The organism is Enterobacter cloacae complex sp. GF14B (assembly GCF_004136805.1).
GTDB lineage: Bacteria > Pseudomonadota > Gammaproteobacteria > Enterobacterales > Enterobacteriaceae > Enterobacter > Enterobacter hormaechei_C.
The window spans coordinates 93,488-107,137 of sequence record NZ_QFRV01000002.1; the positions used below are offsets into that span (position 1 = coordinate 93,488).

15 protein-coding genes are annotated in these 13,650 nt (G+C 56.4%); 6 read left to right on the forward strand and 9 right to left on the reverse strand.

The features are described 5' to 3' along the window. Window positions 1–92 precede the first annotated feature (92 nt). Entirely contained in the window at window positions 93–617 is a 525-nt protein-coding gene (locus tag DD606_RS01260) for an SCP2 domain-containing protein (RefSeq protein WP_003861771.1), read from the forward strand. Further along, window positions 611–1,114, forward strand: a complete 504-nt coding sequence (locus DD606_RS01265) for a GNAT family N-acetyltransferase (RefSeq protein WP_003861769.1) — start codon at window positions 611–613, stop codon at window positions 1,112–1,114. Before DD606_RS01260 ends, DD606_RS01265 begins: the two co-directional genes overlap by 7 nt. Here the strand turns inward: DD606_RS01265 and DD606_RS01270 are convergent. Further along, window positions 1,101–1,430, reverse strand: coding sequence for a GIY-YIG nuclease family protein (locus tag DD606_RS01270; RefSeq protein WP_003861768.1), 330 nt, complete (start codon window positions 1,428–1,430; stop codon window positions 1,101–1,103). The genes DD606_RS01265 and DD606_RS01270 overlap by 14 nt on opposite strands. A gap of 14 nt (window positions 1,431–1,444) precedes the next feature. Between DD606_RS01270 and DD606_RS01275 the strand changes: the two genes are divergently transcribed. Further along, complete coding sequence (locus tag DD606_RS01275; protein ID WP_129258084.1) at window positions 1,445–1,879, forward strand: YhbP family protein; 435 nt, start codon at window positions 1,445–1,447, stop codon at window positions 1,877–1,879. Here the strand turns inward: DD606_RS01275 and DD606_RS01280 are convergent. Continuing rightward, a complete protein-coding gene (locus DD606_RS01280; protein ID WP_015571965.1) occupies window positions 1,859–2,377 on the reverse strand; it encodes a type 1 glutamine amidotransferase domain-containing protein in 519 nt (172 codons plus the stop codon). The genes DD606_RS01275 and DD606_RS01280 overlap by 21 nt on opposite strands. Window positions 2,378–2,505: 128 nt before the next feature. Here DD606_RS01280 and DD606_RS01285 point away from each other — a divergent pair, with 128 nt between their 5' ends. Together DD606_RS01285 and DD606_RS01290 are read left to right on the forward strand one after the other, a co-directional pair. Next, the gene (locus tag DD606_RS01285) at window positions 2,506–3,150 is read left to right on the forward strand and encodes an NAD(P)H-binding protein (RefSeq protein ID WP_023304489.1); all 645 of its coding nucleotides are present in this window, start codon (window positions 2,506–2,508) and stop codon (window positions 3,148–3,150) included. Window positions 3,151–3,190: 40 nt separating this feature from the next. Next, a complete protein-coding gene (locus DD606_RS01290; RefSeq protein ID WP_003861758.1) occupies window positions 3,191–4,228 on the forward strand; it encodes a permease in 1,038 nt (345 codons plus the stop codon). Between the two features lie 50 nt (window positions 4,229–4,278). On the opposite strand, the gene dolP is transcribed toward DD606_RS01290, so the two are convergent. The 4 genes from dolP to DD606_RS01310 are packed head-to-tail and all read right to left on the reverse strand — an operon-like array spanning window position 4,279 to window position 7,967. After that, window positions 4,279–4,854, reverse strand: a complete 576-nt coding sequence (gene dolP / locus DD606_RS01295; RefSeq protein ID WP_003861756.1) for a division/outer membrane stress-associated lipid-binding lipoprotein — start codon at window positions 4,852–4,854, stop codon at window positions 4,279–4,281. A 9-nt stretch (window positions 4,855–4,863) separates the two neighbouring features. Beyond that, complete coding sequence (gene diaA, locus DD606_RS01300; protein WP_003861754.1) at window positions 4,864–5,454, reverse strand: DnaA initiator-associating protein DiaA; 591 nt, start codon at window positions 5,452–5,454, stop codon at window positions 4,864–4,866. Window positions 5,455–5,475: 21 nt separating this feature from the next. After that, window positions 5,476–5,871, reverse strand: a complete 396-nt coding sequence (locus DD606_RS01305; RefSeq protein WP_003861751.1) for a YraN family protein — start codon at window positions 5,869–5,871, stop codon at window positions 5,476–5,478. Next, window positions 5,829–7,967 carry a penicillin-binding protein activator gene (locus DD606_RS01310; protein WP_059371085.1) on the reverse strand — a complete coding sequence of 713 codons (2,139 nt, stop codon included), beginning with the start codon at window positions 7,965–7,967 and terminating at the stop codon, window positions 5,829–5,831. The genes DD606_RS01305 and DD606_RS01310 overlap by 43 nt, the downstream gene beginning before the upstream one ends. A gap of 61 nt (window positions 7,968–8,028) precedes the next feature. Between DD606_RS01310 and rsmI the strand changes: the two genes are divergently transcribed. Then, on the forward strand, window positions 8,029–8,892 hold the full coding sequence (rsmI, locus tag DD606_RS01320; protein ID WP_000809144.1) for a 16S rRNA (cytidine(1402)-2'-O)-methyltransferase: 864 nt from the start codon (window positions 8,029–8,031) through the stop codon (window positions 8,890–8,892). A gap of 67 nt (window positions 8,893–8,959) precedes the next feature. Here the strand turns inward: rsmI and DD606_RS01325 are convergent, their stop codons facing one another. The 3 genes from DD606_RS01325 to malX are packed head-to-tail and all read right to left on the reverse strand — an operon-like array spanning window position 8,960 to window position 13,622. Next, on the reverse strand, window positions 8,960–10,849 hold the full coding sequence (locus DD606_RS01325) for an enterotoxin (protein ID WP_023323780.1): 1,890 nt from the start codon (window positions 10,847–10,849) through the stop codon (window positions 8,960–8,962). A 16-nt stretch (window positions 10,850–10,865) separates the two neighbouring features. Beyond that, window positions 10,866–12,038 carry a MalY/PatB family protein gene (locus DD606_RS01330; RefSeq protein WP_023314897.1) on the reverse strand — a complete coding sequence of 391 codons (1,173 nt, stop codon included), beginning with the start codon at window positions 12,036–12,038 and terminating at the stop codon, window positions 10,866–10,868. 12 nt (window positions 12,039–12,050) lie between these two features. After that, window positions 12,051–13,622, reverse strand: a complete 1,572-nt coding sequence (gene malX / locus DD606_RS01335; RefSeq protein WP_059371086.1) for a maltose/glucose-specific PTS transporter subunit IIBC — start codon at window positions 13,620–13,622, stop codon at window positions 12,051–12,053. Window positions 13,623–13,650 lie beyond the last annotated feature (28 nt).

Below are 13,650 nucleotides of genomic sequence, written 5' to 3' on the forward strand. Positions count from 1 at the left end.
TACACCGGACAACGGTTTGTTGATTTACGCCGCTATCTTCTTGTCGGGATATGGCAAAATAGCAGGACTATAGCTATCAGGGAGTAAAGCTCGTGCTGGATAAACTGCGTTCACGTCTCGTACAATTTGGTCCATCAATGCTGAGCGTGCCGGTAAAACTGGCGCCGTTCGCGCTTAAACGCCAGGTGCTGGAACAGGTACTGAGCTGGCAGTTCCGCCAGGCGCTACAGGACGGTGAGCTGGAGTTTCTGGAAGGCCGCTGGTTAAAGATTGAAGTGCGCGATATCGGGTTGCGCTGGTTTACTTCCGTTGAGAACGATCGGCTTATCGTCCGTGAAACCGCCGAGGCGGATGTCAGCTTTAGCGCGGATGCCAGCGATCTGCTGATGATCGCCGCGCGCAAACAGGATCCGGACACCCTCTTCTTCCAGCGTCGTCTGGTGATTGAAGGCGACACGGAGCTCGGTCTGTACGTCAAAAATTTAATGGATGCCATTGAACTGGAGCAGATGCCGAAAGCGCTGCGTATGATGTTGATGCAAATGGCAGATTTCGTTGAGGCCGGGCTAAAAACCCCGCCGGACAGTAAACACACTTCAGTAGGTGAACCATGCTGATTCGAGTCGAAATTGGGATTGATGCGCCGGGTATCGATGCGTTGTTACGCCGCTCTTTTGCAGGCGACGCCGAAGCCCAACTGGTTCACGATCTTCGCGAAGATGGCCTGATTACGCTGGGCCTGGTTGCCACCGACGATGAAGGGCAGGTGGTCGGCTACGTGGCCTTCAGCCCGGTGATTGTGCAGGGTGAAGAGTTACAGTGGGTCGGCATGGCGCCGTTGGCGGTGGATGAAAACTACCGTGGCCAGGGCCTGGCGCGCCAGCTGGTCTATGAAGGGCTGGATTCACTGAATGAATTTGGCTATGCCGCTGTCGTCGTTCTGGGCGATCCGGCGTTCTACGAACGTTTAGGTTTTGAGCCAGCGTCCAGATACGATCTGCGCTGCCACTGGCCGGGCACGGAAACATCTTTCCAGGTGCATCCTCTGGCGGATGATGCGCTCGACGGCGTTACCGGTCTGGTGGAGTACCACGATCATTTCAATCGTTTTTAAGCAGGCTTTCGCGTAGCGCCTCGAAAGAGCCGTCCCCGTTGACGAGACGCTCTTTCTGGCGCTTTGTCAGCTGCTTGATGCGGTATTCCAGCCTGAGCGCCAGGGATCTGTCGCCCACGGCGGCTGAAAACGCTAACTGAAGTTCACCTTTCCCCCGTAGTGCTTTCGCCCCTTTCCCCGTTTGATGTTGTAAAAAACGCCGTGCCACATCGGTAGTGATCCCGGTGTAGAGTGCGTTATCAGCGGTTCGGACAAGATAGAGAAACCAGCACACGGTAAACAGATTCAGTATGTTAAGGTGAACGCACCATAGCATGAGAGAGAGCGAAAATGGAAACACTGGCCGCCATTAACCGCTGGCTGGCAAAGCAGCATGTCGTGACCTGGTGCGTCTGTAAAGACGAGGAGATGTGGTGCGCAAATGCCTATTATTACTACGATCCCGAGCGCGTGGCCTTTTACGTAATGAGCGAAGACAAAACGCGGCATGCGCAGATGACGGGCCAACAGGCAAAAGTGGCAGGTACGGTAAACGGTCAGCCTAAAACCGTTGCGCTGATCCGCGGGGTCCAGTTCAAAGGTGAAATTCGTCGCCTGGAAGGGGAGGAGAGCGACGCGCAACGTAAACGCTATACGCGCCGCTTCCCGGTGGCTGCGGCGCTAAAAGCCCCGGTGTGGGAAATCCGCCTTGATGAGCTGAAATTTACCGACAACACCCTGGGCTTTGGTAAAAAGCTGCACTGGTTACGCGCCGAGCAGGCGTAGCGCTTCACGGTTAAACGCCGGCAGATCGTCCGGTGTACGGCTGGTGATCAGCTGATCGTTATCGTTCACCACTTCCTGATCGTAGAACTCGGCTCCCGCGTTTTTCAGATCGATAACGATCGGTTTCACCGCGGTGAGCTTACGCCCGCGTACCACCTCGGCGCTGATCAGCAGCTGCGGACCGTGGCAAATGGCAAACACCGGTTTACCGGTGCCGACGAAGTCACGGGTAAAGGTGACGAAACGCTCGTCCCCGCGCAGGGAATCCGGTGAATGGCCGCCCGGTAACAGCAGGGCGTCGAAATCCGACGGGCTGACGTTATCAATGGATTCGTCAATGGTCACGCTGGCTTCGCCCTTATGGCCCTTCACGGTTTTACCCGCTTCTTTCTCGATGGTGACCACTTCGTGGCCCGCCTTGCGGAATGCCTCTGCTGGCGACGTAAATTCTGAATCTTCAAACTCGTCGGTAATCAAGACTGCGATTTTTTTACCCATGCTTCCTCCGTTGTTTTCGCTTCAGACTGTTTTTTTCCCGTTTGTGGTAAATACTTACCGGTAACAGACTTTTAAGTGTGGTAGAGCAGGCCCAGAACGCAAACGGACAATTCTGTAAAGGGGATAAGATGAGTCAGGTACTGATTACCGGCGCAACCGGGCTGGTGGGTGGACATCTGCTGCGGCTGCTGATCCAGGATCGGCATATCAACTATATCGCCGCCCCGACGCGTCGCCCGCTGTTGGATATCACCGGCGTCTATAACCCGCACGATCCACAGCTCACCGACGCGCTGGCGCAGGTGCAGGATCCCATTGATATCGCCTTTTGCTGCCTTGGCACCACCCGACGGGAAGCGGGCAGTAAAGAAGCTTTTGTCCATGCGGATTACACGCTGGTGGTGGATACCGCCCTGACGGCGAAAAAGCTGGGCGCAAAACATTTCCTGGTGGTCAGCGCGCACGGCGCGAACGCAGGCTCGCCGTTTTTTTACAACCAGGTGAAGGGCAAAATGGAAGAGGCGTTAATCGCGCAGAAATGGGAGCGCCTGACCATCGCGCGGCCTTCCATGCTGATGGGGCACCGTGACGAACGTCGTTTTAACGAGTCTTTTTTCGCTCCGCTGTTTCGCATTCTGCCGGGTAACTGGAAGTCCATCGAGGCGCGGGATGTCGCGCTGGCGATGCTAAAAGAGGCGCTGGCTCCGTCGCAGGAGGGGGTTAATATTATCCCTTCGGCAAAACTGCGTGAAATCGCGCAGGGCGAGGCGTAAACTTCCCCGGCTTATTAAATAACACCTTCCGGGGAATGGTATGACTGGTCAGTCTTCATCTCAGGCGGCAACACCTGTTCAGTGGTGGAAGCCCGCACTCTTCTTTCTCGTGGTCATCATTGGCCTCTGGTATGTGAAATGGCAGCCGTACTACGGTAAAGCCTTCACCGCCGCCGACACCCACAGCATCGGTAAATCGATTCTCGCGCAGGCCGATTCCAGCCCGCTACGCGCGGCGTGGGATTACGCAATGGTCTATTTTCTTGCCGTCTGGAAAGCGGCGGTATTGGGCGTATTGCTGGGCTCGCTGATTCAGGTACTTATCCCGCGTAACTGGCTGGTGAAAACCCTGGGACAGCCGCGCTTGCAGGGCACGCTGCTGGGGACGATTTTCTCCCTGCCGGGCATGATGTGTTCCTGCTGCGCCGCACCGGTGGCGGCGGGTATGCGCCGACAGCGCGTGTCGATGGGCGGCGCGCTTGCCTTCTGGATGGGTAACCCACTGCTGAATCCGGCAACGCTGGTGTTTATGGGCTTCGTTCTCGGCTGGCATTTCGCGTTTATCCGTCTGGCGGCTGGCCTGCTGACGGTGGTGCTTGTCGCTACGCTGGTGCAGCACCTGGTGAAAGACAACGAGGCCGGGTCTGCTTCCGTTGAGCTGGACGTCAGCGAGCCGCAGGGCAGTTTCTTTGCTCGCTGGGGCAAAGCGCTGTGGCAGCTTTTCTGGAGCACCATTCCGGTCTATATCCTGGCCGTACTGGTGCTGGGGGCCGCGCGCGTCTGGCTGTTCCCGCATGCGGATGGCGCTATCGACAACACGCTGATGTGGGTGATTGCGATGGCGGTGGCCGGTTGCCTGTTCGTGATCCCAACCGCGGCGGAGATCCCGATTATTCAGACCATGATGATGGCCGGTATGGGGACCGCACCAGCGCTGGCGCTGCTCATCACGCTGCCGGCGGTGAGCCTGCCGTCGCTTATCATGCTGCGTAAGTCATTCCCGGCGAAAGCGCTGTGGCTGACTGCGGGGCTGGTGGCGTTGAGTGGAGTGATTGTGGGGAGTATGGCGCTTGTGTGAAAGAAAGCCCGGTGGCGCTTGCGCTTACCGGGCTTACAGTCAGGTGTGAATTACTTAATATAAGTAAACGCGGTGGTGACGTGCTTCACGCCGCTCACCCGGCTGGCGATATCCGCTGCCGCTTTCCCTTCACGTTCCGTCACCAGACCCAGCAGGAACACTTCGCCGTTCTCCGTGGTCACTTTCACGTTTGAGGATTTCACCTGGTCGGTACCCAGCAGCTGGGAACGCACTTTGGTGGTGATCCAGGTATCAGATGACGCGGTGCCGAGACCAATCGGCTGGCCCTGGCGGATCTCGTTATACACTTCCGCCGTGCCTTCCACACCCATCGCGATCTGTTTGGCGCGCGAGGCGAGTTCAGGATTTGGCGCCTGGCCTGCCAGCAGCACTTTGCCCTGATAAGCCGTCACGTTGATGCGTGCTTCCTTCTTGATCTGCTCGTCTTTCGACAGCGCACTGTTTACGCGCAGCTCAAGCGTACCGTCATCCACCTGCGTCCCAACGGTACGCGGATCGGTCGCTGCTTTGGTGCCGACCGCTGCGGTACCGACTACAGCGGCAGCGATGCATCCCTGAAGCAGTAATGCAGACATCACGACTGCAAGGGCCGATAAAACCTTCATGAGAACTCCTTAATCATCCTGGTGAGGGAAAAGCGTGTTATCGATCAGATCGCATAAGCAGTTCACCGTGAGCATATGCATCTCCTGGATGCGGGCGCTACGGTGCGAAGGAATGCGGATCTCCACATCCTGCGGCCCCAGCAGGCCAGCCAGCTCACCGCCGTCGTAACCGGTCAGGGCGACAATCGTCATATCCCGGGTCACTGCCGCTTCAACTGCTTTAACGATATCCCGGCTGTTACCGCGCGTGGAGATCGCCAGCAGCACGTCTCCGGCATGGCCTAAGGCACGCACCTGCTTGGCGTAGATTTCGTCATGCAGACGATCGTTGGCAATCGCAGTTAAGACCACGTTATCGGTGTTTAGTGCAATGGCAGGTAAACTCGGGCGCTCGGTTTCGAAGCGATTAATCATGCTGGCAGCAAAATGCTGTGCGTTGGCGGCGGACGTGCCATTGCCACAACAGAGGATTTTGTTGCCGTTGAGCAGCGACTGAACCAGTGTCATCGCTGCACGCGAGATCGCGTCCGGAAGGGCTTCCGCCGCGGCAATCTGCGTTTGAATGCTTTCTGTGAAGCACACTTTAATTCGTTCGAGCACGGTATCCCTTTAAAATCTTATTTATGCGTCTTCGCCAAACGCGTTTTTAAGCCAGTCGATCGCATTTCCGGTGAAGGCTACCACATCGAAACGGCAATCCACAGTATCAAAACTCCCATTATGGCGGGCAAGCCACAAGTGGGCAGTCTGTAATAATTTTTGTTGTTTGGCGAGCGTCACGCTGGCGGCAGCACCGCCAAAACGGGACGACTGTCGGTAGCGAACTTCAACAAACACGATGGTCTGACCGTCTTTCATGATCAGGTCAATCTCGCCGCCGCGCCCGCGAACGTTGGCGGCGACAAAGCGCAGTCCTTTGCCTTCAAGCCAGCGACGCGCCTTTAACTCCCACGCGTCGCCGGTCTGTTTACGGCTTAACTGGCCGGGACAATCTGCCCCTGCTGGTATTTGAGCCATGATAACTTCCTGTTAATCACACAATCCTGATCGGCGGTCAGATCGCCGGTATTCCCGTTAAGCTCGAAGCCCGGTACCTGGCGCATCTGGGTGAAGTGGTTTGCCAGCGCCCAGGCATCGACACCCATCGCGTACAGACGCGCCAGGGAATAGTCATTGCGCACCGCGCCCAGCGCCTGCTGCATCAACTGCGGGTTGCTGCCTGCAAGCATCGGGATCTCGCTGTATTGCAGTCCTTCCATTTCCAGACGGAAATCCGGGCCTGCGGTACCCTGTGCGCTGCGTGAGCTGGCGTAGAGCGTTGCACCGCTCTGGCTGCCGTTACGCATGGCGATCATCGGTTTGATAAAGGCGATCTCTTCCGGCGTAGCGACGATGTACGCCGAATCCACTTTACCGCCGCCGCTGATTTGCGCGTCGGTAGGGGGCGCTGGGATCGTCAGACCGCCGATGGTTACGCTCTGCTGCTGCGGAAGGCTGGCGGATACCGGGCTACCGTTGAGGGCAATACCTGCCCCGCCGTTCACGCCCGCTCTCAGTTCGGAAGCTGAGCCAAATTTCTGCTGCAACACCACGCCACCGCCAAGGGTCTGCCACTCTTGCGCAAACGCGTTGGCAACGCGATCGCCCAGCGTGCTGCGTGGGATCAACAGCAGCGGCGCCTGCTTGCCCTGCTCGTGAATATGACGGGCCGCATCGCGGGCTTCATCCTCCGGAGAGAGGGCGAAGTAACAGATATTGGCGCGGTTCTGAACCTGCTCAGGCTGGTTAAGCGCCAGCACGTTCAGCGTGGTGTTGCTCTTCATCAGCGCTTCCACGTTGTTTTTCAACAGCGGACCGACAACGATGCTGGCCCCGTCCTGCTGAACCTGCGCCAGCACCTGGTCAAGCGGCTGGGCGCTGGTGTCGTAGATTTTCAACTCTGCACCAGGGTTAGCGCTGGTGGTGGCCACAGCCTGCGGCTGGGTTGCTGGCTGCTGTTCCGGCTGCGCGGTTTGCGGCTGAGGTTGTTCTGCCGTCGCGGGCGCCGGTGTTTCAGCCGGGGCCTGTGTTGCCGCAGGCGCAGGGGGAGCGGGCTGCGTCGTTGGGGCGGTAACCGGATTCTGCATGGTGCCCTGCGCAGGGGTTTGCGCGGTGGTCAGGTCGCTGGTTTCGGCGGCGGACGGGCTGACAACGTCATTCACATTCGCCGCTTGTGCTGCCTGGGTCGGAACCGCGCTACCGCTGACGGCGGTAGTGCCGTTTTTCGCGGCTTCGAAACCTTGCTGAATGGCGCGACCAAACACCGCTGCCTGACCGTTTAACGGCAGCAGTAGGGCGATTTTGCTGGTGGAGGCGGGCTTAAAGTTTTGCACGTTCACCAGCTGCGTTGGCAGCATTTTCGCTCCCGGGTTTTGCGGGTAACGCTTTTGCCAGTCGGTAATGCCAGCTTTCAGCATGTTCGGATCGCTGCGGTTGTTGAACCACATCTGTTGCAGATCCAGCCAGCCTTGCAGAACATTTTCATCGGCGTTGATTACCAGCGCTTTGGCCTGATCCTGGGTCATGGAGGCGAGCGCCTGCCAGGTTGCATCAATATTTTTTTGCTTGTCCGCACCCGCGAGCAGAGGCTCCTGGGCTATCAGCGCGCGGAGTAGCGTCAGGGAAGGGCGGCCCTGCTCAGCGGTGATACCGGCCTGCCAGAAACGGGCCTGCTGGTTTTTATCCAGCGTGCTGAGATCGATGGTGCCGAGGATCTTCTTCGCGCCGTCGTAATCTTTTTGCGCGACCTTCAGTTCTGCTGACAGCAGCGTCTTCTCATGGCGCTGAGTGTCGTTAAGATCCTGCGGCAGCTGGCTGAACAGCTCGGCGGCCTGCTGGGTTTTCCCTTCTTTCAGCAGTGCACGAATGGCGAGTAATTGCCAGTTGATCCTGGTATCATTTGTACTCTGCGACATTTGTTGCAGATAAAAGCCAGAATCAGCCTGAGCGGATCCCTGCATATGAGCAGTGCTCTGGTCAGGTGCCTGGGTGCCGCAGCCGGTAAAGATCAGGGCTGCGAGCAGGAGGGGCACGCTGTGCGCGGCTTTTTTTCGAAGAAACGTTAACGGTACCATACTGTATCCAGTGATTTTTTTACGCAATGCTCAATATTAAATCGGCAATACGGACGAAACAATGAAACAACACGAAACGGCAGATAATTCTCAAGGCCAGCTTTATATTGTACCTACTCCTATCGGGAATTTGTCTGATATTACCCAACGTGCGCTCACCGTATTGCAAGCTGTTGATTTAATTGCTGCTGAAGACACCCGTCATACCGGTTTACTGCTACAACACTTTGCCATTAACGCCCGTTTGTTTGCCCTGCACGATCACAATGAGCAACAAAAAGCCGAAACGCTGGTGGCGAAGCTTAAAGAAGGGCAGAACATCGCGCTGGTCTCCGATGCGGGAACGCCGCTGATCAACGATCCGGGCTACCATCTGGTACGCACCTGCCGTGAAGCAGGCATCCGCGTTGTGCCGCTGCCCGGGCCGTGCGCGGCGATTGCGGCGTTAAGCGCTGCGGGTCTGCCATCCGATCGTTTCTGCTACGAAGGCTTCCTGCCTGCTAAATCCAAAGGCCGTCGCGATGTGTTAAAGGATCTGGAAGCTGAACCGCGTACGTTGATCTTCTACGAATCAACTCACCGTCTGCTGGAAAGCCTGGAAGATATGGTGACCGTCTGGGGCGAAGGGCGCTACGTGGTGCTGGCGCGCGAGTTGACCAAAACGTGGGAAACCATTCACGGTGCGCCGGTTGGCGAACTGCTGGCGTGGGTGAAAGAGGATGAAAACCGCCGCAAGGGCGAAATGGTGCTGATTGTTGAAGGGCACAAAGCGCAGGAAGACGCTCTGCCTGCCGATGCGCTGCGTACGCTGGCTCTGCTACAGGCTGAACTCCCCCTGAAAAAAGCGGCGGCGCTGGCGGCGGAGATCCACGGCGTGAAGAAAAATGCACTGTATAAATATGCGCTGGAGCAGCAGGGGGAGTAAGCCCCTGCCGCCTGTTTTGCCGGGTGGCGGCTTCGCCTTACCCGGCCTACACCGTGTCAGAGCCTCACTATTTCCCCGGCATCGCCTCAAACACCAGCGTTTCCAGCGGTTGCAGCGTAATTACCACAGCGTTTTTATACTCCTCTGGTACGGTCGAATTACTGCCGTACACGGCTTTCAGGGTAAACTGCGAACGCTCTCCTGCCGGGATCTCAAAATCTTTGGTTAAATCCAGGTAGTAACGTTGCGGCTTATCCGACGGGTTGCGTAAGCCAAAAATCGCTTTGTCTTTACTCCATGAGGCCCAGCCGTAAACCTGAAGCGAAGTTGGGTCACCGCCAATCCAGTGAGTATCCACCAGCACGCTGGCATTCTCACGCGACCATTTCGCCGCCTGCGCCAGGGTATCCCACTTCGCCTTATTCAGCATGGACGGCGTGATGTACAGCTCCTGAAGCTGAGTTCCGGTTGCGAAGTAGCTCCAGACCTGATCGGCAAAATCGCTGTCTGTTTGCACTTTCTCGAGTCCATAGTAAGCGTTCTCTGCGCTGACGATCCCGTGGTACATCAGTGAGTTCAGCGGGAACAGAGGACCTTTGCGCACGATGGATCGCCAGGTTTCGGCATCGCGGTAGGTCATCCACTGCTGCACTGGCGTGCCGGGGCCGTACAGGTTGATATCATCGCCCTGACGCCAGATTGAATCAGCATAGAACAGCCAGGACGGGCTGGCGTCGGTGCCGGTGGTCAGGTTGATAAACAGGTTCGGGTTTGCGCTGCGCATGTTGTGCAGCAGGGCAATGGATGCGTCAAAATCCGATGCAAATGGGCTGCCCTTGATATGCGAATTGGCGTTACCCATTCCGTCGAGCTTGAACGAGGTAATGTGCTCGTTTTTGATCAGCTTAATGATCTGATCGTTAAAGTTTTTAAAATAGTTCGGCCCCGACAGCGCCAGCTTGCCGTCTACGGTTTCAAAACCATACTCTTTTGCATGCGAGACGCGAATATCGCGCGGCTTGTTGTATCCGCCCCACGGAGAAAGCCACAGCCCAACCGAGCTGTGCAGGCTGTCGGCTTTTTCCCTGACTTTGCCAAAACCGTTGCTGAATGCCGGGCCAAAAAGCCAGCGTCCGGTGCGATCGTCCCAGCCATCGTCCAGCAGGAACGCGTCCAGCGCCACCCCGCGTCCGGCAATAAATTCTTTATTCCATTCGTCCATCCGCCCAATGACATCCTGCTCGGAGTAAGGGGTAAAGAAACCGATGTCCATCCAGCTGTTGTAGTGCAGATAAGGCTTATAAGGCCGCGGACGCACGGCATCGATAAACTGGTTTACGCTGCGGCGCAGCTGATTAGTTTCCGGGAAAGTGCCGAACCAGGTGGTAAAACTAACCGGTGTCTCAGGCAGAATTGGCGTTTTCAGCTCCACGTTGAGGTTCGTGGTGGCTTCATAAGCGTAAGTATTCACAATCGGTTTGTCTGGCAGGATGAAGAACGAGTCGGCCACGATTGGCGAGCTGTTAATCGCCCCGTCAACGTAAGGTGCCTGAGACTGCTTCTTCGTCGGGAAGAAGGTAATTTTCGCTACGTCCCGCGGCTGCCCGACGGCGGCGATGGTGTAGCCGATGCTGGCGTATTTTCCCTTCACCAGGTTCAGTTTCACCGTTACGTTAAAATCCGGATGCGTAAAGTCGATGACTATCGCATTGTCCTGCTTTTCGACGTGCTTGATTTTGAAATCAGCGGTGTGGATTTTTGTTTCATCCGGCAGCGTCAGAAAGAACAGCTCCTGGGGCGTGAGCGGATGGTTAGATTTGCTGTCCGTTACTACTACCGTTGCATTTGCATCATCAAACGAAAGGGCAATATTGTCGTTACTGAGCGCGTAGTTTGCTGCCGCCGCGCCATGAGAAACGCAGAGAGCCAGCAGCGAGAGAGTGAGCATTTTTTTCATCGGGGTAAGATCCTTATCAGTAATGCTTCAGCATTCGGTTGATGGACTGTTCCAGCCAGTAGCGCTGGGTGCCGAAGTTAATACGCAGGTAGTTTTCGCCGTTTTGTACGTAGTGGCTGCCATCTTCGATGACCACGCCAGCCTGTTTGGCGAAATGTTGGGTTAGCGCCGTCGCACTGCGATCGTCCGCACTGACGTCTATCCAGGCGAGATATGACGACTCCGGGTTCATCATCTTCCATGCAGGGAAGTGGGTCTGGATGGCATCCGCAAGGTAGCGGGCATTGCCGCGCAGATAACCATTCAGCGCGTCGAGCCATGGCAGACCCTGCTGATAGGCCAGAATAATTCCCCACACGCCGAAGATATTGGGCGAGGTAATGGAGTTCTTCTCCAGCTGCTGGCGGAAACGCTGGCGCAGCGAATCGTCTGGAATTATCGAGTAGGATGTTTTTAGCCCGCCAAGGTTGAACGCTTTATTGGGGGAGGTCAGCACAATCAGGTTGTCCTGGGCGGCACAGCCCGAAGTCAGACAGCTGACGAATGTACCGTCCAGAATGTGCTCGGCGTGAACCTCATCAACCACCAGAATCGTGCCGTAGCGCTTACAGAGATCGGACACCTGGCGTATCTCATCCGCGCGCCAGATTCGGCCTGAAGGGTTATGCGGCGAGCAGAAGAACCACAGTTTTGGACGGTGAGTTTTGAGCTGAACTTCAATCAGATTAAAATCCAGGTGATAGCGGTTTTCCTTCACGCTCAGCGGATTTGCAAGCACCCGCACGCCCTGTCGCTGTGTCGCCATCGCAAACGGGTCATACACCGGGGTGTTCATCATCACGCAGTCGCCGGGTTTGCAGAACGCCTGAACCGTATAGTGCAGCGTGGAAACGGTGCCGTAGGTCAGGGTGATCCATGACTTATGCACCTCAACCTGATGACGGGTGCGCTGGAAGGCGATGACCGCATCGTAGAATTCGTCGAAGCACCAGGTGTAACCGAAGGTGCCATGCTCCACGATGCGCTGGAAGCCTTCAATCACGGCGGGTGGCGAGGTGAAATCCATGTCTGCTATCCACAGCGGGATAAATCCCTCCGGGACATCACCGAAACGCGAGCACACAAACGCATGATCCCATTTACGGCATTTATCGCTTTTACGCTCAATGATTCTGTCGAAATCAAACACAACGTCCCCCTGTTAAATTAAGGCTTCAATGCCGGATTTGACGCTCTGCACCTGCGGGCCGATGATCACCTGAACGCTGTGGGCATCAAGCACCACGACTGACAAGGCGCCCGCGGCCTTCAGCGCCTGCTGGTCGATAAGCCCCATATCTTTCACCACCAGACGTAAGCGGGTGATGCAGTTGTCGAGCGACTCAATATTCTCTTTACCGCCAAGCGCGCGAAGAATAAGCCCATGATCGTATTTTGATTTTCCACGTGCCCGGGTATTGGCTTCCACCGCCTGGAGCGCACCCTGCGCGTCAACCTCACGGCCCGGCGTTTTAATATCGTGCCTGAGGATGTACCAGCGGAAGACGAAGAAGTAGATAGCAAACCAGGCCATACCCACCGGGAACAGCAGATACCATTTGGTCGACATCCCCTGCATGACGCCGAAGATCAGCAGATCCAGAATGCCGCCGTCGGTGTTGCCGATAGTGACGCCGAGAAGCGCCATCACCATCAGCGCCAGGCCAGACATAACGATATGAAACGCGTAAAGCACAGGGGCAATAAACAGGAAGAGGAACTCAATCGGCTCTGAAATACCCGTGACAACTGAAACCAGCACGCCAGAAAGCAGCAGCCCTTTAATCACCGGACGGTTTTCCGGACGCGCGGTGCGGTAGATAGCGTAAGCCACGGCAGGCAGGCCGAAGATAAAGGTCGGCATAAACCCTTGCGATAAAAATGCCGTAACGTGCGGGCTAAACGGCAGGCCGGCTTTCAGCTCGGCGTAGAAAATGTTCAGCGCACCGGCCACTTCCTGGCCGTTAACCATCTCAATGCCGCCCGCCGGGGTGAAGCGCACCATCGCCAGCAGGATGTGGTGCAGGCCAAAAGGTTTGAGCAGCAGTACGCCCACGCCATACAGGAACGGCCCAAAGACGCTAGTGCTCTGGATGATATGACCAATCCCGGCAATGCCCATTGCCACATATTCCCACAGCAGGGGGATGAACAAGCCGACCAGCGACAGGGTGAGGGCGGTAACAATCGGTACAAAACGAATGCCGCTAAAGAAGGCAAACGCGTCGTGCAGCACCGTGTCCTGGAAGCGTTCGTGCAGGAAGTAGGTGATCACCCCTACCACAATGCCGCCGAGCACGCCCATCTCCAGCGTTTGAATACCAAGCACGATGGATTGTCCCACCTGTCTCATGGTGGCGGCATCCGCAAGCTGGTGGGTGGCGGTCAGGTAGTAGTTGATGCTCATGTTCATCAGCATGTAGCCAATGAATCCGGCAAAAGCGCCCACCGCTTTATTACGTCTGGCAAGGCCCATCGGGATCGCCATGGCAAACATCAGCGGCAGATAGGTAAAAGCAAAGCCGCCGACCATGGCGATAAAACCAAAGGTGAGCTGCGTTAACTCGCCGCCCAGAAAGGGAAAACTTTTGATGGTGGAAGGGCTGGTGACAGAACTACCGATACCTAACAACAACCCCATAAAGGCCAATAGCGAGACCGGGAACATAAACGTCTTTCCCAGGCTCTGGAAAAACTCCCACGCTTTCGATTTAAACGACTTTTCCTGTGTCATGTAGGGACTCCTCGGATTTTTAAGATAA

Bases quoted from the DNA above. Each gene is read 5' to 3' on its own strand.
- DD606_RS01265 (WP_003861769.1), top strand. From the start codon at position 611: ATGCTGATTCGAGTCGAAATTGGGATTGATGCGCCGGGTATCGATGCG.
- DD606_RS01270 (WP_003861768.1), bottom strand. From the start codon at position 1,430: ATGCTATGGTGCGTTCACCTTAACATACTGAATCTGTTTACCGTGTGC.
- DD606_RS01275 (WP_129258084.1), top strand. From the start codon at position 1,445: ATGGAAACACTGGCCGCCATTAACCGCTGGCTGGCAAAGCAGCATGTC.
- DD606_RS01280 (WP_015571965.1), bottom strand. From the start codon at position 2,377: ATGGGTAAAAAAATCGCAGTCTTGATTACCGACGAGTTTGAAGATTCA.
- DD606_RS01285 (WP_023304489.1), top strand. From the start codon at position 2,506: ATGAGTCAGGTACTGATTACCGGCGCAACCGGGCTGGTGGGTGGACAT.
- DD606_RS01290 (WP_003861758.1), top strand. From the start codon at position 3,191: ATGACTGGTCAGTCTTCATCTCAGGCGGCAACACCTGTTCAGTGGTGG.
- dolP (WP_003861756.1), bottom strand. From the start codon at position 4,854: ATGAAGGTTTTATCGGCCCTTGCAGTCGTGATGTCTGCATTACTGCTT.
- DD606_RS01305 (WP_003861751.1), bottom strand. From the start codon at position 5,871: ATGGCTCAAATACCAGCAGGGGCAGATTGTCCCGGCCAGTTAAGCCGT.
- DD606_RS01310 (WP_059371085.1), bottom strand. From the start codon at position 7,967: ATGGTACCGTTAACGTTTCTTCGAAAAAAAGCCGCGCACAGCGTGCCC.
- rsmI (WP_000809144.1), top strand. From the start codon at position 8,029: ATGAAACAACACGAAACGGCAGATAATTCTCAAGGCCAGCTTTATATT.
- DD606_RS01325 (WP_023323780.1), bottom strand. From the start codon at position 10,849: ATGAAAAAAATGCTCACTCTCTCGCTGCTGGCTCTCTGCGTTTCTCAT.
- malX (WP_059371086.1), bottom strand. From the start codon at position 13,622: ATGACACAGGAAAAGTCGTTTAAATCGAAAGCGTGGGAGTTTTTCCAG.